Source organism: Brachybacterium halotolerans subsp. kimchii, assembly GCF_020792675.1.
In the GTDB taxonomy this organism is placed as follows: Bacteria; Actinomycetota; Actinomycetes; order Actinomycetales; family Dermabacteraceae; genus Brachybacterium; species Brachybacterium halotolerans.
The window spans coordinates 900,856-920,570 of sequence record NZ_CP086254.1 but is presented as its reverse complement, the minus strand read 5'-3'; the positions used below and the strand labels follow the sequence as shown (position 1 = coordinate 920,570).

The 19,715-nt window shown below is 72.7% G+C and carries 13 protein-coding genes; 8 read left to right on the top strand and 5 right to left on the bottom strand.

Annotation, left to right across the window (positions count from 1 at the left end):
* The first annotated feature begins 108 nt into the window (after positions 1–108).
* Entirely contained in the window at positions 109–1,602 is a 1,494-nt protein-coding gene (locus Bra3105_RS04160) for an amidase (protein ID WP_228358721.1), read from the top strand.
* Positions 1,599–2,084, top strand: a complete 486-nt coding sequence (locus tag Bra3105_RS04155; protein ID WP_228358720.1) for an RNA-binding S4 domain-containing protein — start codon at positions 1,599–1,601, stop codon at positions 2,082–2,084. The genes Bra3105_RS04160 and Bra3105_RS04155 overlap by 4 nt, the downstream gene beginning before the upstream one ends.
* Here the strand turns inward: Bra3105_RS04155 and Bra3105_RS04150 are convergent.
* Entirely contained in the window at positions 2,053–3,549 is a 1,497-nt protein-coding gene (locus Bra3105_RS04150; protein WP_228358719.1) for a PrsW family intramembrane metalloprotease, read from the bottom strand. The genes Bra3105_RS04155 and Bra3105_RS04150 overlap by 32 nt on opposite strands.
* Positions 3,550–3,871: 322 nt before the next feature.
* Here Bra3105_RS04150 and clpB point away from each other — a divergent pair, with 322 nt between their 5' ends.
* The gene (gene clpB / locus Bra3105_RS04145) at positions 3,872–6,619 is read left to right on the top strand and encodes an ATP-dependent chaperone ClpB (protein WP_323188846.1); all 2,748 of its coding nucleotides are present in this window, start codon (positions 3,872–3,874) and stop codon (positions 6,617–6,619) included.
* 90 nt (positions 6,620–6,709) lie between these two features.
* Here clpB and Bra3105_RS04140 read toward each other — a convergent pair whose 3' ends face one another.
* Positions 6,710–7,996: a WXG100 family type VII secretion target gene (locus Bra3105_RS04140; RefSeq protein WP_228358718.1), complete on the bottom strand. Its 1,287-nt coding sequence runs from the start codon at positions 7,994–7,996 to the stop codon at positions 6,710–6,712.
* A 164-nt stretch (positions 7,997–8,160) separates the two neighbouring features.
* Between Bra3105_RS04140 and Bra3105_RS04135 the strand changes: the two genes are divergently transcribed.
* On the top strand, positions 8,161–9,549 hold the full coding sequence (locus Bra3105_RS04135; protein ID WP_228358717.1) for an MFS transporter: 1,389 nt from the start codon (positions 8,161–8,163) through the stop codon (positions 9,547–9,549).
* A gap of 92 nt (positions 9,550–9,641) precedes the next feature.
* Here the strand turns inward: Bra3105_RS04135 and leuS are convergent, their stop codons facing one another.
* From leuS to panD, 3 genes are all read right to left on the bottom strand, one after another.
* Positions 9,642–12,560 carry a leucine--tRNA ligase gene (leuS, locus tag Bra3105_RS04130; protein ID WP_228358716.1) on the bottom strand — a complete coding sequence of 973 codons (2,919 nt, stop codon included), beginning with the start codon at positions 12,558–12,560 and terminating at the stop codon, positions 9,642–9,644.
* A 211-nt stretch (positions 12,561–12,771) separates the two neighbouring features.
* Positions 12,772–13,698, bottom strand: a complete 927-nt coding sequence (locus Bra3105_RS04125; protein WP_228358715.1) for an AEC family transporter — start codon at positions 13,696–13,698, stop codon at positions 12,772–12,774.
* A gap of 23 nt (positions 13,699–13,721) precedes the next feature.
* Entirely contained in the window at positions 13,722–14,129 is a 408-nt protein-coding gene (gene panD / locus Bra3105_RS04120) for an aspartate 1-decarboxylase (protein ID WP_200501304.1), read from the bottom strand.
* A 302-nt stretch (positions 14,130–14,431) separates the two neighbouring features.
* Here panD and Bra3105_RS04115 point away from each other — a divergent pair, with 302 nt between their 5' ends.
* The 4 genes from Bra3105_RS04115 (at position 14,432) to Bra3105_RS04100 (ending at position 19,661) form a co-directional block, all read left to right on the top strand.
* Complete coding sequence (locus Bra3105_RS04115; RefSeq protein ID WP_228358714.1) at positions 14,432–16,147, top strand: DEAD/DEAH box helicase; 1,716 nt, start codon at positions 14,432–14,434, stop codon at positions 16,145–16,147.
* Positions 16,144–17,538 carry an L-serine ammonia-lyase gene (locus Bra3105_RS04110; protein ID WP_228358713.1) on the top strand — a complete coding sequence of 465 codons (1,395 nt, stop codon included), beginning with the start codon at positions 16,144–16,146 and terminating at the stop codon, positions 17,536–17,538. Before Bra3105_RS04115 ends, Bra3105_RS04110 begins: the two co-directional genes overlap by 4 nt.
* 165 nt (positions 17,539–17,703) lie before the next feature.
* Entirely contained in the window at positions 17,704–18,726 is a 1,023-nt protein-coding gene (locus Bra3105_RS04105; protein ID WP_228358712.1) for a helix-turn-helix domain-containing protein, read from the top strand.
* Positions 18,723–19,661, top strand: coding sequence for a hypothetical protein (locus Bra3105_RS04100; RefSeq protein WP_228358711.1), 939 nt, complete (start codon positions 18,723–18,725; stop codon positions 19,659–19,661). Before Bra3105_RS04105 ends, Bra3105_RS04100 begins: the two co-directional genes overlap by 4 nt.
* Positions 19,662–19,715: the final 54 nt, after the last annotated feature.

The following is a 19,715-nucleotide window of genomic DNA, read 5'->3' as shown; positions in this document are numbered from 1 at the left end:
GCTCCCGTCGCCCCGCGCCGCACAGCGTCCGCCCGGGCCGGACATCGCCCGCCCCGCGCCGGGCGCCCGCGTGAGATCCTGGCATCCCGCGATGCAGGAGGACCTCCGATGACCATGCCCGCGGCGGATCCCCTCCGCCTCGACACCCTCGCCCTCGCCCGCGCGCTGCGCGACGGAGAGGTCGACGTCCGCGAGCACACCGAGAGGGTCCTCGCACAGGCACGCTCCATCGGCCCCCGTGTCGGCGCCTTCGCGCATCTGCTCGAGGATCGCAGCCGCACCCAGGCCGAGGCGGCCGCCCAGGAGCTCGCCTCCGCGCGCAGCGACTCCGAGCGCGATGCGCTCGCGCGCACGCGCCCCCTGCTCGGTGTGCCGCTGCCCATCAAGGACCTCACCCGGATCCAGGGCGAGCCCTTCGAGGCGGGCAGCGCGGTCCTGGCCGGCACACGCGCGGACGTCACCGACGGCGTCGCCCAGGACATCCTCGACGCGGGCACCGTGACCATCGGGAAGACGACCACCCCCGAGTTCGGCCTGCCCTGCTACACCGAGCCGGCCACCACGGAGCCCGCCCGCACGCCCTGGGACACGCGCCGCACCGCCGGCGGCTCGAGCGGGGGAGCGGCCGCGGCCGTCGCGAGCGGCATCGTGCCGATCGCCCAGGGGTCCGACGGCGGCGGCTCCATACGCATCCCCGCCGCGTGCTGCGGCATCGTCGGCATCAAGCCCTCGCGAGGGCTGGTCTCCCCGGGGCCGCACGGCGCCGAGGGGCCGGGCCTGGTGACCGACGGGATCCTCGCCCGCACCGTGCGCGACGCGGCCCTCGGGCTCGACCTGATCGCCCATGTGCGCCCCGGCGACGCCTGGGGCCGACGTGCCCCTCGCAATGGCTGTCTCGCACCGCTCGAGCAGGCCTCCGGCGGGCTGCCCGGCACCGACGGCAGCGGGAGCGGCCTGCGCATCGGCGTGCTCACCGAGCCCCTCGCGATCGCGACCGACGTGCACCCGGCCGCGCTGCGCGCCGTCGAGCGCGCGAGCTCCCTGCTGCGCGCGCTCGGTCACGAGGTCACGACGGTGCCCGCGCCCTTCGACACCACGCGCTGGCGCACGTTCATGCCCCTGTGGACCGTCGGCGCCGCCGCCATGGACCTCCCGCCCGAGGCCGAGACCCTGCTCCTGCCGCTCACCCGCTGGCTGCGCGAGCGCGGGCGCGAGTACGACGGCCGCGCCGTCACCGGCGCCCTCGCGGGGATGCAGATGCTGGCCCGCGAGGTGGGGGAGGCTTTCGACGGCCTCGACGTCGTGATCACCCCGTCCCTCGCTGCGCCCCCCGCATTCCCCGCCGACCTGCAGCTGGAGGATCCCGAGGCGGACTTCGACGCCCAGTGCGCCTTCACCCCCTGGACGAGCACCTGGAACATGACCGGGCGCGCGGCGATGTCGGTGCCCCTGCACAGGGAGGAGATCGACGGCGTCGAGCTCCCCTTCGGCGTGCAGCTGGGCGCCGTGCGCGGCGGCGACGAGGACCTCCTGCTCGCCCTCGCCGCCCAGCTCGAACGGGCCGATCCCTGGCCGCTCGTGCGCGAGGTCGCTGTGCCATGAGCGGCGGACAGGGACCGCACGGGGCATCGGGTCCGACGGGCCCGACGGGCCCGACGGCCGTGCGAGCGGACGTGTGGCTGTGGAGCGCGCGCCTGTTCCCGACGCGCTCGGCCGCCACGGCGGCCTGCCGCGGCGGGCACGTGCGCCGCGACGGCGACCTCGTGAAGGCCTCGCAGCGGATCTCCGTGGGGGACGAGCTGCGGGTGCGCCGTCCCGGACGCGAGCGGATCGTCGTGGTCACCCGCCTGCTCGAGAAGCGCGTCGGCGCGCCCGTCGCCCGCGAGGCCTACGAGGACCATTCGCCGGAGCCCGCGCCGCAGCTGCTCGCGGCGCCGCCCCGCCGCGACCGCGGCGCCGGCCGGCCCACCAAGAAGGACCGACGGGAGATGGACCGTCTGCGAGGCCGCGGGATGGCTCCCGCCGAGGCCCTCGGCGAGACCCCGGACGACCTCAGGCCCGGGAGAGAAGCTCGCGGCGGTTGACCGTGAGCCGGTCCAGCAGCTCCCTCTCGTGTGCGGTGGCCTTCGGGCTCGCCCCGTCGGCCAGCAGTCGCTGACGGGTGGAGGCCAGCTCCGCGGACTCCCGGATGAAGCGCTTCATGACGGGCAGGGCGCCCATCGTGCGCGCCCAGGAGCGGCCCTCCCTCCGTCCCTTCCAGGTGCCCAGCATGGTGACCTCCTCGTGCGTGAGCCAGCCGAGGTTCGCGTACTCGCCCAGACGCACGCGCGTCAGGCGCGACTCGTCCCAGACCAGCACGACGATCAGACCGAGCCACAGGGCCGAGAGCGCGAATTCGAGCAGCAGCATGATGATCAGGCCCTCGGGCCCGGGGAAGAGGAACGAGGACAGGTTCCACATGCAGTGCAGGAACATGCCCGGCCACGTCGCCACGAAGAAGACGAGGGCGCCCGGCACGGTGCCCCACTTGCGCGCGACGAGCCCCATGATCACGCCGGTCAGCGACGTGTAGATGGCGTGGCCGAAGATGCCGATGACCCCCCGGATCACCACGGTCGACGCGACGGTCGTGACGGCGCCGTGGTCCCAGGCGCTCCCGTAGTAGGTGATGTTCTCAGTGAACGCGAATCCGCCCCCGATGAGGGCCCCGTAGACGAGTCCGTCGAGCGGACCGTTGAAGTAGCGCCGCCCCACCAGGAACAGCACCACCAGGCCGAGGCCCTTCGCGCTCTCCTCGGTGAAGGGAGCGCTGATCACTGCCCCCACGAACGAGGCGGCGCCCTCGTCGCCGGTCACCTGGTAGGCGAGGATCGAGACGACCGAGTTGACCACGTACGCCGTGCCCGCGGCGGCTGCTGCGCCCCACAGCACGGCGCTGATCAGCAGGGGGATCGGCTGCGGATCCCAGCGGTCCGCGAGCACGATCACCCCGATGATGACGACGAGGGAGAACGAGGCGAGGACGGCCTCGAGCACCCAGGCGCCGGGGCTCGAGCCCTCCAGCACGTACAGCAGGAACAGCACGGTGAGGAGCACGAGCAGCCCGAGACCCAGGAGCACCGCGAGGATCCAGCCCAGCACGATCGGCAGCGGCATGCCCGCCTTCGGCTGCTGCTGGACCTCCTGGATGCGGCGGGTCTGCGACGCCCACGCCGAATCCGGCTGCGCCTGCTGCGGGCGCTGCACCGGTGCGGGAGCGAAGCGCGCACGGGTCAGCGGTCCGGCGGGACGGCTCGAGGTGTCGTAAAGGCGCGGCAGCTCGTAATGGACGTACTGGCCGCCCGGCTGCCGCTGGCCCTGGCTCTGGCTCTGGCCCTGGCCCTGCTGGTCCGGTCCGCCCTGCGGAGCGGAGCCATGGACCGTGAACGGCTGCTGCCCGGGCGCCTGCTGTCGACCGGGCGCCTGCTGCTGCTCCCGGGGCGGAGGCTGGAGCGGGCGCCGCTGCGGAGGGTGCTGCGGGGGCTGAGGTGCGGACGGCGGATGCGTCATGGGGGCCTCGTGGGGAACGGGAACGGCGGGCGGGAGCCGAGGAGGCGCCGGAATGCCGATGCTACCGGGAGGGTGATCCCGCGTCCGGGGAGGGCCGGCGAATGTGGACGACGGCCTCGGTCCCGTCACTCTCCGCGAGTATCGTGATGCAGGCCATGCGAAGGCCGGGGTTGAGCGGAATAGACTCAACTTCCCTGACGTTGCAACGTGTGACGGGTCGCGACGGACCGTGCCCCGCCGTGCGCCTCATCGAGGGTGCGCGTGCGGTCACGGCCCACGCAGCGGCCCGGAATCGACCATCCACGAACCGGAGGCAGCGACTGTGGAGTTCCACTTCACCACCCGTTCCCAGGAAGCCGTGGCCCAGGCCGCCGAACGGGCGGCGGAGCTCGGCAACCCCCAGGTCCTCGCGATCCACCTGCTGTGGGCGCTCGCCCAGCAGAAGGACGGCATCGCGCGCGCCCTGCTCGAGAAGGTCGGGGCGGGCCCCGACCGCATCGTCGAGCGCTCGACCCGGGCGATCGACGCCCTGCCGCGCGTGAGCGGCAGCGACACCCATCCGACCTTCGTCGGCAGCGGCTACGACGCCCTCGAGGCGGCGCGCCGCGAGGCCGACGAGGCCGACCGCACCCATCTGTCCACCGAGCACCTCCTGATCGGCATCGCGCTCGGCAAGGACGACGCCGCACGGCTGCTCGCCGATTTCGGCGCGACGCCCCGCACGCTGCGCGATGCCCTTCCTGCACTGATCGGAGAGAACCCCATGGATACGGAGAACCCTGAATCGACCTTCGAGAGCCTGGAGAAGTTCGGCCTCGACCTCACCGAGCAGGCCCGCGAGGGCAAGCTCGACCCCGTGATCGGCCGCGACGCCGAGATCCGCCGCGTGGTGCAGGTGCTCAGCCGCCGCACCAAGAACAACCCCGTGCTGATCGGCGAGCCCGGTGTCGGCAAGACCGCCGTCGTCGAGGGCCTCGCCCAGCGCATCGTCGCGGGCGACGTCCCGGCGTCCCTGCGGGACAAGACCCTGATCTCCCTCGACCTGTCCTCGATGGTGGCCGGCTCGAAGTACCGCGGCGAGTTCGAGGAGCGGATGAAGGCCGTCCTCGACGAGATCCGCACGTCCAACGGCCAGATCATCACGTTCATCGACGAGCTGCACACGGTCGTCGGCGCCGGCGGCGGCGGTGACGGCTCGATGGACGCGGGCAACATGCTCAAGCCCATGCTCGCCCGCGGCGAGCTGCGCATGGTGGGCGCGACCACGCTGGACGAGTACCGCGAGAACATCGAGAAGGACCCGGCCCTCGAGCGCCGCTTCCAGCAGGTCTTCGTCGGCGAGCCCAGCGTCGAGGACACCATCACGATCCTGCGCGGGCTCAAGGACAAGTACGAGGCCCATCACAAGGTCTCGATCACCGATGCCGCGCTGGTCGCCGCCGCGACGCTCTCGGACCGGTACATCTCGGGCCGGCAGCTGCCGGACAAGGCGATCGACCTGGTCGACGAGGCAGCGTCGCGCCAGCGCATGGAGCTCGACTCCTCGCCGGTGGAGCTCGACATCCTGCGCCGCCAGGTGGACCGACTGAAGATGGAGGAGCTGGCCCTGCAGGGCAGCGACGATCCCGGCAGCCAGGCGCAGCTCGAATCGGTGCGCGGCCAGCTGGCCGACCGCACGGAGAAGATGGACGAGCTCTCGGTGCGCTGGGAGCGCGAGAAGGCCGGGCTGAACAAGGTCGGCGACCTCAAGGCGCAGCTCGAGCAGCTGCGCATGCAGGCCGATCGCGCCCAGCGCGAGGGCGACCTCACCGCCGCCTCGAAGATCCTGTACGGCGACATCCCCGCACTCAAGAGCCAGCTCGTGGACGCCGAGGAGGTCGAGGCCTCGGGCGAGGCCGAGGAGTCCCGCCCGCTGGTCTCCGATCGCGTGGGCCCCGACGACATCGCCGAGGTGGTCTCCAACTGGACCGGCATCCCCGCCGGGCGCATGCTGCAGTCCGAGACGCAGAAGCTCCTGGACATGGAGGACATCATCGGTGAGCGCCTGATCGGGCAGCGCCAGGCCGTCACCGAGGTCTCCGACGCCGTGCGGCGTGCCCGCGCGGGCATCGCCGACCCGAACCGTCCCACCGGATCGTTTCTGTTCCTGGGGCCGACGGGCGTGGGCAAGACCGAGCTGGCCAAGTCCCTCGCGCAGTTCCTGTTCGACGACGAGCGCGCGATGACCCGCATCGACATGTCGGAGTACGGGGAGAAGCACAGCGTCTCCCGCCTGGTCGGCGCGCCTCCGGGATACGTCGGCTACGAGGAGGGCGGCCAGCTCACGGAGGCGGTCCGCCGCCGCCCGTACACGGTCGTGCTGCTGGACGAGATCGAGAAGGCCCACCCGGACGTCTTCGACATCCTGCTGCAGGTCCTCGACGACGGCCGCCTGACCGACGGCCAGGGCCGCACGGTGGACTTCCGCAACACGATCCTGATCCTCACCTCGAACCTGGGGGCGCACTTCCTGCAGGACCAGGCGCTCAGCGAGAAGGAGCGTCGCGACAACGTCATGAACGTGGTGCGGGCGAGCTTCAAGCCCGAGTTCCTGAACCGCCTGGACGACGTCATCATGTTCGACGCCCTCGACCGCGGGCAGCTGGCCCGGATCGTCCGCCTTCAGGTGGCCTCGGTCTCCGCGCGGCTCGCCGAGCGCCGGATCACCCTCGACGTCGACGACGCCGCGACCCAGTGGCTCGCCGACGAGGGCTTCGACCCGCTCTACGGGGCGCGCCCGCTGAAGAGGCTCGTGCAGAAGGAGATCGGCGACGCCCTGGCGCGCATGATCCTGCGCGGCACGGTGCACGACGGGGACCACGTCTCCGCGGGCGTCGCGACCGACGGGTCGGGTCTCGAGCTGCACGTGGTCGGCTCCGCCGAGGACGGCGACCTGCGAGAGTCGGATGCCGATGCCCGCGAGGCGGAGGACGCGATCCTCGAGGACACCTCCGCCCCGCAGGACACCGCGGCCCCGGTCGACCTCTCGGACGTCGACCTCGGCAGCGAGGACGACGGGGCGCAGCGCTGAGGTCCCGCTCTCCGCGCGGTGAGACCCCGGCCCGCAGGGCCCCATCCGCCATCGCGGCGGATGGGGCCCTGCGGCATCCGGCGCCGTTCCTCACTCGTCCCAGGGCATGGGGGCGACCCTCCGGCGCATCTCCAGCAGCGGCTCGGTGTCGGTGAGTTTGGTCCTGCGGCGCTCGAAGTCCTCCACGAATCCGTCGACCTCCCGCTGGTGCGCGCGCATCTCGTCGCCGTCGATGCCCGTGCCCCGGAAGATCGGGGAGTCGAGGATGTCGGCCTCCGCCTCCAGCTGCGTCGAGATCATCGGTCCGAAGGACGTGATCGGCGTGGTGGTCGCGGTGTGCGCGGCGATCCCCAGCTCGCGGTAGGCCCCGGTCTCCATGGCGCGCGCGGCGCCGGGGAGATCCCCGTCGCCCAGGGCGCCGCCCACCTCGTCCTTTGTCTGCAGGGCGCCGCCGAGCAGCTGATCGGTGCCCGACAGCATCGAGCCGACGGCGGACTTCTCGCCGAACAGCGCCTCGTCGGGCGCGTGGGAGAGCCGCATGGCGGCGAACAGCGGAGCCGTCTCCTCGCCGAGGCCGTGCTCGGTCGCGAACGACTCCATCCGCCCGCGCATGGACTCGACGTGCTCCCGGGCATCCAGCGCGGCCTGGGCCTCACCGGCATAGGGCACGCGCGCGAGCAGCGAGTGCCGCAGCGCGGATCCCTGCTGCTCATGGACCGGATCGAGGTCGAAGGACGGATCGTGGGGCCGCACCGGTGCGTCGAGCGCCGCCGCGCGCTCGCGCACCGCCTCCGCGAGACCGGGGTCGATCGGATGGGCGAAGGGCTTCCCCGGAGACAGCCAGCCGGGGACCGGACGCTGGGCGAGCTCGAAGAGCTTCTTCGCGAGCTCGGAGGAGGTCTCGTCCACCCACCGGCTCATGCCCTCCGGATCGTCGTATCCCAGCGGGTGCGGCTCGACGAGATCGTGCACGTCGTCCTCATCGAGCCCGGTCGCGTCCTCGAACAGGTCGAAGAGATCGTTGCGCGCCATCGCGCCGAGATCGAGGCCGTCGGCCCCGGAGCCCGGACCGATCTGCGCCCCGCCCGGGCCGATCTGCGCCCCGCCAGCCCCTTCGGCGCCGCTCGCCCGCTCCTGCTCATCGGCCTGGGATCGCAGAACATCGGAGAGGGCATGCAGGCTCGCGCTGCGCGAGCGCAGCTGCCGCCCCGCGGTCGAGGCAGCTGCGCGGAAGGCCTCCGCGTCGGGCCCCTCCCACCGCAGGCCACCGGCGGCATCGAGCACGCCCGCCCGTGCCTCCAGGCCCGTGGCGGCGCTCTCGAACCGCCGGGCGAGCTGCTGCATCTGCACCGTGTCGCATCCCAGGAATCCACTCATGCCGCGGACGCTACGCAGATGAGACTGCGCTCGCCGGGGGAGCGGCGCCGTTGTGGACAACTCGCGGTGGGGAGAACTCGTGACGCTCGCGGAGCGCCGCGTCCACGGGTCCGAAGGGCAGAAACCTTCGCGCTCCGCCCGCCGCCCGTGCTTCCCTGGGCGGCATGACCACGCACCCCACGACACCGGGAGACGCCGGCGCCCGGCCCGCGCAGCCCGCACAGTCCACGCTGAAGACCCTGCTCGGCACGGGGATCGGCAACGCCCTCGAGTGGTACGACTGGAACATCTACGCGAGCTTCGCGGTGTACTTCTCCGCCCAGGCGTTCAACGGTGACGACAAGGCCTCGGACTTCCTGGCGACCATGGCGATCTTCGCCGTCGGCTTCGTCGCACGCCCCTTCGGCGGCGTCGTCTTCGGCTGGATCGGCGACCGCATCGGCCGCAAGCACGGCCTGACCATCGCCGTGCTCTGCGCCTCGGCGGGATCTCTGCTCATCGCGCTGCTGCCCACCTACGGCCAGATCGGCGTCGCCTCCTCCGCCCTGCTGCTCGTGGCGCGTCTCGTGCAGGGCCTCGCCCACGGCGGCGAGCTGCCCAGCGCCCAGACTTACCTGGCGGAGCACGCACCGCGGAACCGGCGGGGCTTCTGGGCCAGCTCGATCTACGTCACGGGCACGCTGGGGCTGCTCGCGGGGCTCGTCGTCGGCCTGGTCCTCTCCGGCGTGCTCACGGAGGCGCAGATGAGCGCGTGGGGATGGAGGATCCCGTTCGCGGGCGGCGCCGTCCTGGGGCTCATCGCCCTCTGGATCCGCAGCTCCATGGACGAGTCCGAGGTGTTCGAGGAGAACAGGGCCCAGCAGGAGGCCAGCGGCTCCAGGGCCAACGTCTGGCTCGCGCTCGCGCGCAACTGGCGCACCGGGCTCATCGTCATCGGCATGACCGCGGGCCTCACGGTCTGCTACTACGTGTGGTCGGTGTCGATGGCCTCGCTCGCCCAGCAGAACCTCGGCTACTCCGATTCCGAGGCCTTCGAGGCCTCGATGATCGGCAACGTCGTGCTGATCATCGCCCTGCCGCTGTGGGGCATCGCCTCGGACCGGGTGGGCAGGAAGACCTGCGCGGTGATCGCCCTGCTGGGCTCCGCGATCGCCTACATCCCGCTGGTGCTGCTGATCCAGGGCGAGTTCTGGCAGCTGACCCTCGCGATCTGCGTGCAGCTCGCGCTCCTGGCCGGCTTCCTCTCCCACGCCCCTGCGATGTACGCGGAGATGTTCTCGACCGCCGAGCGCACGAGCGGCTTCGGCATCCCCTACGCGATCGCGATCGCCGTGTTCGGCGGCACCGCGCCGTACGTGAACACCTTCGTCTCGACCCACGTGGGCTCGGGCACCGGCGGCCAGATCGCCTTCGGGATCTACGCGATCGCGCTGCTCGTGATCTCCACCCTCACCATCGTCCTGTGCCTGCCCGAGACCAGGGGCAAGGACCTGCGCGAGGTCGGCTCCGCCTCCGTCGAGGGCGCCGCGGGCGTCGCGACGGCGCCCCGGTGACGGCGCCCCGCTGACGACGCCCCGCTGACGACGCCGGGCCCCGGCGCCGATGCGGGGGCCGACGGGGATCTCGCCCCGTCGGCCCTCCGTGATCAGACGACGATGTTCACGAGCTTCGGCGCGCGCACGATGATCTTGCGGATCTCGGCGTCGCCGATCAGCTCCTGGACCCGGGCCTCGGCGAGGACGGCCTCCTGCAGGGCGTCCTCGCCGATCTCGGGATCGACCTCGAGGCGGTGGCGGACCTTGCCCTTGATCTGGACCACGCAGGTGACGGCCTCGGCCTTCACCAGCTCCGGATCGGCCGCGGGGAAGCGCTCGCGCGTCACCGTCCCCTCATGGCCCAGGCGCGTCCACAGCTCCTCCGCCAGGTGCGGGGCGAAGGGCGCGAGCATGATCACCAGCGGCTCGACGGCCTCGCGCGGGGAGGCCCCGGACTTCGTCAGCTGATTGACCAGCTCGATGAGCTTCGCGATGGCCGTGTTGAACCCGAAGGTCTCCATGTCGCGGGAGACGCCGTCGATCGTCCGGTGCACCGCCTGCTTCGTGGGCAGGTCGGCCGGATCCTCGCTCACGCGCAGCTCGCCGCTGTCCTCGTCGATGATCAGGCGCCACAGCCGCTGCAGGAAGCGCTGCGAGCCCACGACGGCCCGGGTCTCCCAGGGCCGGGAGTCCTCGAGCGGGCCCATCGACATCTCGTACACGCGGAAGGTGTCCGCCCCGTACTCGTCGTACATGTCGTCCGGGGTGACGGCGTTCTTCAGGCTCTTGCCCATCTTGCCGTACTCCTGCGTGACCTTCTCCCCACGGTGGGTGAAGGTCCCGTCGGACTCCTCGACGACCTCGTCGGCCGGGACGTACATGCCGCGCGCATCGGTGTACGCGAAGGCCTGGATGTATCCCTGGTTGATGAGCCGGTGGAAGGGCTCCTGGCTGGAGACGACGCCGCGGTCGAACAGCACCTTGTGCCAGAACCGCGCGTACAGCAGGTGCAGCACGGCGTGCTCGACGCCGCCGACGTAGAGGTCGACGCCGCCCACGTCGCCCTCGCGGCGCGGGCCCATCCAGTAGCGCTCGTTGTCCGGCTCGACCGCGTGGGCGGTGTCCGAGGGGTCGATGTAGCGCAGCTGGTACCAGGACGATCCCGCCCACTGGGGCATCGTGTTCGTCTCGCGCAGGTACTCCTTGGGGCCCTCGCCCAGGTCCAGCGTCACGTGCGTCCACTCGGTCGCGCGCGAGAGCGGGGTCTGCGGCTCGGTCTCGGCGTCCATCGGGTCGAAGGTCTTCGGGGAGAAGTCGGTGACCTCGGGCAGCTCGACGGGCAGCATGCTCTCGGGCAGCGCGATCGGCGTCTCCGGGTCGGCGGGGTCGTAGACGATCGGGAAGGGCTCGCCCCAGTAGCGCTGACGGGAGAACAGCCAGTCCCGCAGACGGTAGGTGGTGCGGGCGCGCCCGAAGCCCTTCGCGGTCGCGTACTCGGTGGCCAGGCGCTTGGCCTCGTCCTTGTCCAGACCGTCCAGGTCCAGCTCGTCGTTCCGCGAGTTGATCTTCGCGCCCTCGCCGGTCCAGGCGCCGCCCTCGAAGTCGGCGGGCGGCTGGACGGTGCGGATGATCGGCAGCTCGAAGCGGTCGGCGAAGGCGAAGTCGCGCTCGTCCTCCGCGGGGACGGCCATGATCGCGCCGGTGCCGTAGCCGGTGAGCACGTAGTCCGCGGTGAACACGGGCAGGCGGCGACCGTCCATGGGGTTCACGGCGAACAGGCCGGTGAACACGCCGGTCTTCTCGCGGTCCTCGGCGGTGCGATCCTCCTCGCCCGCCGCGGCGGCGCGCTGCTGGTAGGCGCGCACGGCCTCGCGCGGGCTCGCGGCGCCGCCCGTCCAGGCGTCCTTCGCGCCCTCGGGCCATGCCTCCGGCAGGGAGTCGACGTCGCTCAGCAGGGAGTGCTCGGGGGCCAGCACGCAGAAGGTCGCGCCGAACAGCGTGTCGGCCCGGGTCGTGAAGACCTCGAATCCCGCGCCGTCCCCGTCGCGGCCCGCGATGCCGAAGGCGATCTGAGCGCCGTGGGAGCGGCCGATCCAGTTGCGCTGCATGGAGCGCACGGCCTCGGGCCACTGGACGCGGTCCAGGTCCTCGAGCAGGCGGTCGGCGAAGGTCGTGATGCGCATGTTCCACTGGCGCAGGGTGCGCCTGAAGACCGGGAAGTTGCCGCGCTCGGAGCGGCCCTCGGAGGTGACCTCCTCGTTCGCCAGGACGGTGCCCAGTCCCGGGCACCAGTTGACGGGCGTCTCGGAGATGAAGGCCAGGCGGAACGAAGCTGCCAGGTCGCGGATCTCCTTCTCGGAGGCTCCCGCCAGGTCCGCGGTGCTGCGTCCCGCCCAGTTCTCGGGCAGGGCGATGCCCTGGCGCTCGGCCAGTGCGAAGGGGTCGACGGTCCCCGCGCGCAGCTCCTCGACCAGCTCGGAGATCGGGCGGGCGCGCCCGCGCACACCGTCCGCGTTCGCGGCCGACGGGTCGTACCAGGAGTCGAAGACCTGCAGGAAGATCCACTGCGTCCACTTCACGAACTCCGGGTCCGTGGTCGCGAAGGAGCGGCGCGGATCGTGGCTCAGGCCCAGGCGGTGCAGCTGGCGGCGCATGTTGGCGATGTTCGCCTCGGTGGTTGTGCGCGGGTGCGTGCCGGTCTGCACGGCGTACTGCTCGGCGGGCAGGCCGAAAGCGTCGTAGCCCATCGTGTACAGCACGTTCCTGCCCAGCGTGCGCTGGTACCGGGCGATCACGTCGGTCGCGATGTAGCCGAGCGGATGGCCCACGTGCAGCCCCACCCCGGAGGGGTAGGGGAACATGTCCATGATGTACATCTTCTCGGGCAGGTCCGCCGGGGCCGTGCCGTCCGCGAGCGGCCCCACGGGGTTCACGGCGTCGTAGGTGCCGTCCTCGTCCCAGCGCTTCTGCCAGCGCTCCTCGATGCTCCGGGCCATCTCGGCCGTGTAGCGGAAGGGTGCCTCGCTCATGGATGTCTGTCCTTCTCGGTGGTGGTCCTGGGGCCCGTGCCCGCTCCGGCACAAAAAAACCCCCGCACAGGCGAGGGGAGCCGCGTCGGTGTCCGATCCCCGGGGCCGAGGGCTGGGGCGGACGCATGTCCGACGCGGCTACGGAAGCAGGAGCGAACGAGCCACGGGGCGATCCTATCGCGACCCGTCGTCGGGGTCACGGAGGACCCGGTCACGCGCTCATCACGCCGGAGACGATCAGCAGGGTGATCACGGTGCCGACCGTGGTCAGCAGCACGGTGTCCCGGGCGAGGTTCTCGGCGGCCTTGTACTGGGAGGCGGCGACGAACACGTTCTGCGCCGTGGGCAGCGCGGCCATCACCACGACCGCGAAGAGATCATGCCCGCCGAGCCCGAGCAGCATTCCCAGGCCGAGCGCGATCAGGGGCATCACGGCGAGCTTGAAGGCGGTGGCGATCGCGATCAGCCCGCGGTAGCCGTCGTCCTTGGCGAGCGGCGCCGAGCCGATCAGCGAGATCCCGTAGGCCAGCAGCATGGCGGGGATCGCCATGTCCGCGATCGAGCCGAAGGGCTGCAGGATCACCTCCGGCAGCTTCACCCCGCACACGACGAGCACGATCCCGACCACGGCGGCCACGATCGTCGGGTTCGAGGCGATGTTGCGCAGCACGCCCGCGGGGGAGGGGCGCATCTTCGTGGTCACGGCGTGCAGCACGAACAGGTACAGCGGCGTGTAGATCGCCTGCTGGAAGAGGATCACGGGCAGCGCGTGCGAGGTGTCGCCCAGCACGTAGGCGGCGATCGGGAAGCCCATGTTCGCGCCGTTGACCACGGAGCCGCTGATCGCGGTGACCACCAGCTCCGCTCCGCGGCGCTTCGTCAGCAGGCGCACGATCAGCAGGAGCAGTCCGCCCGAGACGAGTCCGGAGACCCCGGCGATGAGCATGGGCGTGGACAGCACCTGCCCCAGGTCCGACTCGAGCAGCGAGGTGAGCACGAGGCACGGGGAGGCCAGGAAGAACGTGGTGCGGTTCAGGACGAAGCGCCCCTGCTCGCCGAGCACGCCCGTGCGCCCGACGATCCAGCCGATCGCGATCAGGCACCAGACGATGAAGAACCCGGAGAGGACCCCTGTCACGACTCAGCGCACCCGTGCGCGGCTCAGCGGCCGGTGCGCTGGTCGGGCATGCCGGGCACGGGCTCGGCGGGGTCGTCGCCCACCTTCACCACGCGGTTCGCGCCGTCCACATGCACCACGCGGGGGTGGTGGTCGGCGGCCTCCTGCGCATCGAACAGGCCGTAGGCGATGAGGATGACGAGGTCGCCCGGGACCACCAGGTGCGCGGCAGCCCCGTTGATGCCGATGACGCCGCTGTCGCGCTCGCCCGTGATCGCGTAGGTCTCGAGCCGGGCGCCGTTGGTGACGTCCACGATCGAGACCTGCTCGTTCTCGAGGATCCCGGCGGCGTCCATGAGCGCCGCGTCGATCGTCACCGAGCCGACGTAGTGCAGATCGGCCTGGGTCACGGTCGCGCGGTGGATCTTCGAGGTCATGAGTGTGCGCATCATCGGTGCCATTGTCCCACGGGCGCACCGGACCGGCGAGGTGCGACCACCCCGTGGGGCGGCGTGTGACGAGCGCCGCGTCGGCCCCGGATCCCGGGCGTCGTCGGGCCGACGGCGGGGCGGCGCTGTCCGGTCGACGGGAGGCATTGCGCACCCGCATGCCCCGCACGGCCTCGCGCGAGCGCGCTGTGCGCGATGATGGACGGGCGCTCCGCCCGATCGACGATCCGATCGCAAGCCCGATGCACGGCCGGATCGGGACACCGATCGGCCCCGAGGGGCGCCCCGACCCAGGAGGACCCCCGATGCCCAAGGCACGCCGCCGCAGCGCCCACAGCACGTCCCGCTTCGAGGACATGGCGCTCAGCGAGGAGCTGCTCGCCATCCTCGCCGAGCAGGGCCTGACCCGCGCCTTCGAGATCCAGGAGGCGATCCTTCCCGACGCCCTCGCGGGCCGCGACGTGATGGCCCGCGCCGAGACCGGCTCCGGCAAGACGCTCGCCTTCGCGCTCTCGATGTGCGCGCGCTTCCGGGGGCGCAAGGTCCACCGTCGTCGCCCGCTCGGCCTCGTGCTGGTGCCCACCCGCGAGCTCGCCGTGCAGGTCGTGGACACCTTCCACCCGTTCGCGCGGGCGGTGGGCATCCGCGCGCAGCTCGTCGCCGGCGGGATGAACATCGAGAAGCAGGCCGAGGCCCTGCGCCGGGGCGCGGAGATCGTCGTCGCCACCCCCGGCCGTCTGATCGACCTCGCCGCCCGCGATGCCCTCTTCCTCGACCGCATCGAGACGACCGTCGTGGACGAGGCCGATCACATGGCCGACCTCGGCTTCCTCGACCAGGTCGGGGAGATCCTCGCCGCGACCCCCATGGGCACCCAGAAGATGCTGTTCTCCGCGACCCTCGACGGGCAGGTCGAGACCCTCGTCGACAGCTTCCTCGTCGACCCCGTCGAGCACGAGACCACTCCCGTGGCCGCCGCGGTGAAGACCATGACCCACCACGTGCTCGCGATCTCCCCCAAGGCAAAGCGCGAGGTCATCGCGCAGCTCGCCGCGCGCCGCGGGCGCACCCTCGTGTTCACGCGCACCCAGCTGGGCGCCGAGCGCGTCGCGGCCGAGCTCGTCGAGGTCGGCGTGCAGGCGGCGGCGCTGCACGGCAACAAGCAGCAGGGGCTGCGCACCAACGTCCTCGCGGGCTTCCGCGAGGGCGACTTCCCCGTGCTGGTGGCGACCGACGTCGCGGCCCGCGGGCTGCACATCGACGACGTGAGCATGGTCGTCCACGCCGATCCCGCGACCGACGCCAAGGAGTACGTGCACCGCTCCGGGCGCACGGCGCGAGCGGGCGCCGCCGGCAGCGTCGTCACCCTCGCCCTGCCGCACCAGACCCGCGGCACCCGCGCCGTGCTCGAGGCGGCCGAGGTCGAGCCCGCATGGGAGGAGGCCCGCAGCGCCGACGCCCAGGCCCTCATCGACCTGGGCGGCCGCACGCCCTCGGGCGAACCGGCCCCCGACCCGGCGAAGATCAAGCACAAGGGCGCCCCCCGCAAGCTCCGCCTCTCCGGCGGCGTGGCGAACGGGGAGGGCGCGAACGCCGCGCGCGCCGAGGAGCGCCGCACGAACGAGGAGCTCCGCGCCGCCTGGGACGAGGAGGCAGCCGCCGAGGGCGGGCCCTCGGCCGGTCGAGGCGGCCGGCGCGGAGCGGCCGGCTCCGGCGGGCGCGGCCCCGGTGGACGGGGGTCCGGCGGACGCTCCGGCGCAGGACGCTCGACCGGCCAGCGCAGCGGAGGCCGCACGAGCGGCCGCACCGGCCAGGACCGCACGGGGGGTGCACGATCGGGCGGTGCACGCTCCGGCGGCGCACAGGGCGGCTCCCGCTCCGGCGGCGATCCCGCCTCCGGGCGGTCCGGTCGCGGCTCGCAGGGCGGTCGCGGCGGCGCGCAGGGTCGCGGAGGCTCCCAGGGCGGCCGCGGCGGTCGCCGTGGCGGCGGGGGAGCGGGCCCGCGCAGGGGCGGACGATGAGCATCAGCCTGTTCGACCTGTTCAGCATCGGGATCGGACCGTCGAGCTCCCACACCGTGGGTCCCATGCGGGCCGCGAGCCTCTTCGCCCGGGAGGTGCTCGAGGACCGGGAGACCGGTCCGCGCATCGCGGACGTCGGCGTGCACCTGTACGGCTCGCTCGCCGCGACCGGCCAGGGCCACGGGACGCTCGACGCGATCGTGATGGGACTCGAGGGCGCCGACCCGGAGACCGTCGACCCCGTGGCCGGTCGCGAGCGGGTCGCGCGGATCGAGGAAGAGGGCGGGCTCCTGCTGGACGGCCGTCTCCCCGTCGCCCTGCGGCCCTCCTCGATCGTGCTGCACCCCCTGACCTTCCTTCCCCAGCACTCCAACGGCATGACCTTCGAGGCGTACGACGCCTCCGGCGAGGTGATCGCGAGCCGGCCCATGTTCTCCGTGGGCGGCGGCTTCGTCGTCGATGCCGCGGACATGGACCAGTCGATCGCCGAGGTCGCCTCCGAGGAGGCGGGGCAGGCGATCTTCACCACCGGCGCCGAGCTCATGCGCGTGTGCGAGGAGCGCGGGATCTCCGTGTCGGCCGCGATGATGCGGCGCGAGCTGCAGTGGCGCGGCGAGGACGAGATCCGCGAGGGCGCCCTGCGCATCTGGGGCGTCATGAGCGACTGCATCGAGCGCGGCGTGCGCACACCCGGTGTGCTCCCCGGCGGGCTGGACGTCCAGCGCCGCGCGGCCTCCTGGTACGACTCCCTCAGCGCCGAGGACCCCGGCCACGGCGCCGAATCCGCCCTGGAATGGGTCTCGCTCGCGGCGCTCGCCGTGAACGAGGAGAACGCCGCCGGCGGGCGCGTGGTGACCGCCCCCACCAACGGTGCCGCCGGCATCATCCCGGCCGTCCTCTACTACGCGACCCACTACCTGCGCGACGCCGACCCCGACGACGTCGCCGTGCGCTTCCTGCTCACCGCCGGGGCCATCGGCTCGCTCTACAAGGAGCACGCCTCGATCTCCGGCGCCGAGGTGGGCTGCCAGGGCGAGGTCGGATCCGCCTGCTCCATGGCCGCCGCGGGCCTCGCCGAGGTGATGGGGGCGAAGCCCCGCCAGGTCGAGAACGCCGCCGAGATCGCGATGGAGCACAACCTGGGCCTGACCTGCGATCCCGTGGGCGGACTGGTCCAGGTGCCCTGCATCGAGCGCAATGCGATGGCCGCGGTGAAGGCGATCACCGCCGCCCGTTTCGCGCTGCGCGGCACCGGAGAGCACTTCGTCTCCCTCGACACCGTCATCGAGACCATGCGCCAGACCGGCAAGGACATGTCCGAGCGCTACAAGGAGACCGCCATGGGCGGGCTCGCCGTGACGGCGGTTCCCGTGTCCCTGCCCGAGTGCTGAGGGGCCCTCGGACGAGGACCGGCGCTCGCGCGTGAGCCGCGTCGCATCACGACGTCCTCGTCGCGCGCGTCGCGATGTCCGATTCCTCCGTATTCGCCTGCGTGGGTAGGGTGAGGCGGAGTCGGGCGCCCCGTGCGGGAGCGCCCCGATCGCAAGGGGGAGTCGATGGGATCCAGCGGGAGCGGGGGCGAGCGGAGCGGGGCGGAGAACCCGGTTCCGGGGCCGACGTCGACCTCCCGTGCGGCCTCGCTGCTGCGCTCCCCGGCGACCCCGCCGTCGGCCCTCACCCCGGACCCGCCCGGAGCTCTGCCCGAGGACACCTTCGGAGCGCGACTGGACGCGGCGATCAACGCGCGCGGGCTCGCTCTCGAGCGCGTGTGCGAGCGGCTGCGCGGAGCGGGGATCGCCCTCTCGCCGTCGACCCTCTCGCTGTGGCGCCACGGTCGCAGCCGCCCGCGGCGCAACGAGGCCATGCGCGCCGTGGCCGAGCTCGAGAACGTGCTGCGCACCCCGCGGGGGTACCTCCTGGACACCCTCGTGCGCAGCCTCCCCGCCCATCACTGGAGCGCCCGGACGGAGACGGAGGACCCGGTCCAGCGGGTGCGTGCGGAGATGGGCCTCGACGAGGGGGACACCGTGCAGCGGCTGCTCGTCCATCACCGCGTCGACATCGATCCGCAGCACCGTCCGATCGGGGTGCGGATCCGCCGCGTGCTGCGCTCGACCCGCGAGACCGTCTCCCGTCTCGGGGTCACCTCCCACGGCAGCGAGGGCGTCCCCCTCGAGCTGGTGCCCGGGCACGGCAGCCGCGTGGGGCGCCAGCGCTCGTGGCCCGAGCGCGGGCTGCTGTTCACCGAGCTCCTGCTGGACGTGCCGATCGCTCCCGGCAGGATCGGCGCTCTCGACTACACGGTCCGGCCCCTCGAGCGCCCTGCCCCCTCGGACGACCTCGAGGGCGGTTACATCGTGCACACCGAGTTCCCCGTCTCGACGATCGTGCTCGAGTGCCGCTTCCCCGTCGGGGCGCTCCCCGCCTCCGCGGCGTCGATCGTGCGCTCGCGCGAGGCCACCGCGCGCTCGAGCGCCGAGCACCCGGTCGACGTGGGCAGGGACGGCATCGCGGCCGTGGTCGCCCACGGGATCGACGAGGGCTCCGTGCGTCTGGGATGGACCTGGGGGGCTGCATGACCGCCACGGTGCCCAGGCGCCGCGGACTCGGCGCCGGCAGCGCCTTCGCGATGCGGCTGCGGGAGACCATGATCTCGCGCGGCATCGGCTTCGCCGAGCTCGCCGGCATGCTCGCGCGCACGGGCGCGCCGACGTCGCCCGCGACCCTCTCGTACTGGGCGAGCGGGCGCTCCCGGCCTCGCCGCCGCTCGTCCCTGGGGGTGGTGCAGGCTCTCGAGCAGTGTCTCGACCTCGAGGACGGCGAGCTCGTGGACCTCGTGGACATCGACGCCGAGACCTGGCGCTACCGGAGTGCGGCGGAGGCGGCCCGCCTGCTCCCGCGCGGGAAGGAGGCGGAGGACGCCCGTCGCGCGTGGGGCCTGCGCTGGGACGACGGCCTGCGTCGCGAGTACGTGCGCACGGCGCTGGATCTCGATGCTCCCGGCGGCGAGGCGATGCTGCACTACGACGTCGTCCTCACGGCCCAGCGCGGTGGGGCGGACCGGCTCCTCGCGGTGCTCGAGGCGCCGCCGGGCCCGCTGGATTCGTCGGACGCGCGAGTGGTCGGCGCCGACCTGGGGAGGCGCGTGGCACTTCCCGGCGGCGCGACCCTCGTCGAGGTCGTGCTGCCGCGCCCCCTCGACGAGGGCGAGGCGGCGGTGCTCGAGCTGGCCTTCCCCCTTCCCGGGGCGATGGAGCGCGGACGGTTCGTCAGCTGGCACATGCGCCCCGCGGATCTCGCCGTCACCGAGGTGCACCTGGCCCGGCGCGAGGGGCCGGGGGAGCTGAGTGCACCGGGAGAGCGCGCGTGGTCGGTGCGGCGGACCGTCGCGACCGTGGGACGCGCCGGGCGGCGCGTCGACGAGGTGCACGCGGGCTCCCTGCCGCGCGGCGCGCTGCTGCAGAGCGTGATGGCCGAGGTGGTCGCCGCGACCTGCGTCCTCGAGTGGGAGTGAGGGCGCGCGGCGACGGGGCGCAGGAACCCTCCGCCGGACAGCATGCGAGAGTGC

What these genes read in the sequence shown, in the direction of transcription:
- Bra3105_RS04160 (WP_228358721.1), top strand. Translation starts at nt 109, where the DNA reads ATGACCATGCCCGCGGCGGATCCCCTCCGCCTCGACACCCTCGCCCTC.
- Bra3105_RS04155 (WP_228358720.1), top strand. Translation starts at nt 1,599, where the DNA reads ATGAGCGGCGGACAGGGACCGCACGGGGCATCGGGTCCGACGGGCCCG.
- Bra3105_RS04150 (WP_228358719.1), bottom strand. Translation starts at nt 3,549, where the DNA reads ATGACGCATCCGCCGTCCGCACCTCAGCCCCCGCAGCACCCTCCGCAG.
- Bra3105_RS04140 (WP_228358718.1), bottom strand. Translation starts at nt 7,996, where the DNA reads ATGAGTGGATTCCTGGGATGCGACACGGTGCAGATGCAGCAGCTCGCC.
- Bra3105_RS04135 (WP_228358717.1), top strand. Translation starts at nt 8,161, where the DNA reads ATGACCACGCACCCCACGACACCGGGAGACGCCGGCGCCCGGCCCGCG.
- leuS (WP_228358716.1), bottom strand. Translation starts at nt 12,560, where the DNA reads ATGAGCGAGGCACCCTTCCGCTACACGGCCGAGATGGCCCGGAGCATC.
- panD (WP_200501304.1), bottom strand. Translation starts at nt 14,129, where the DNA reads ATGATGCGCACACTCATGACCTCGAAGATCCACCGCGCGACCGTGACC.
- Bra3105_RS04115 (WP_228358714.1), top strand. Translation starts at nt 14,432, where the DNA reads ATGCCCAAGGCACGCCGCCGCAGCGCCCACAGCACGTCCCGCTTCGAG.
- Bra3105_RS04110 (WP_228358713.1), top strand. Translation starts at nt 16,144, where the DNA reads ATGAGCATCAGCCTGTTCGACCTGTTCAGCATCGGGATCGGACCGTCG.
- Bra3105_RS04105 (WP_228358712.1), top strand. Translation starts at nt 17,704, where the DNA reads ATGGGATCCAGCGGGAGCGGGGGCGAGCGGAGCGGGGCGGAGAACCCG.
- Bra3105_RS04100 (WP_228358711.1), top strand. Translation starts at nt 18,723, where the DNA reads ATGACCGCCACGGTGCCCAGGCGCCGCGGACTCGGCGCCGGCAGCGCC.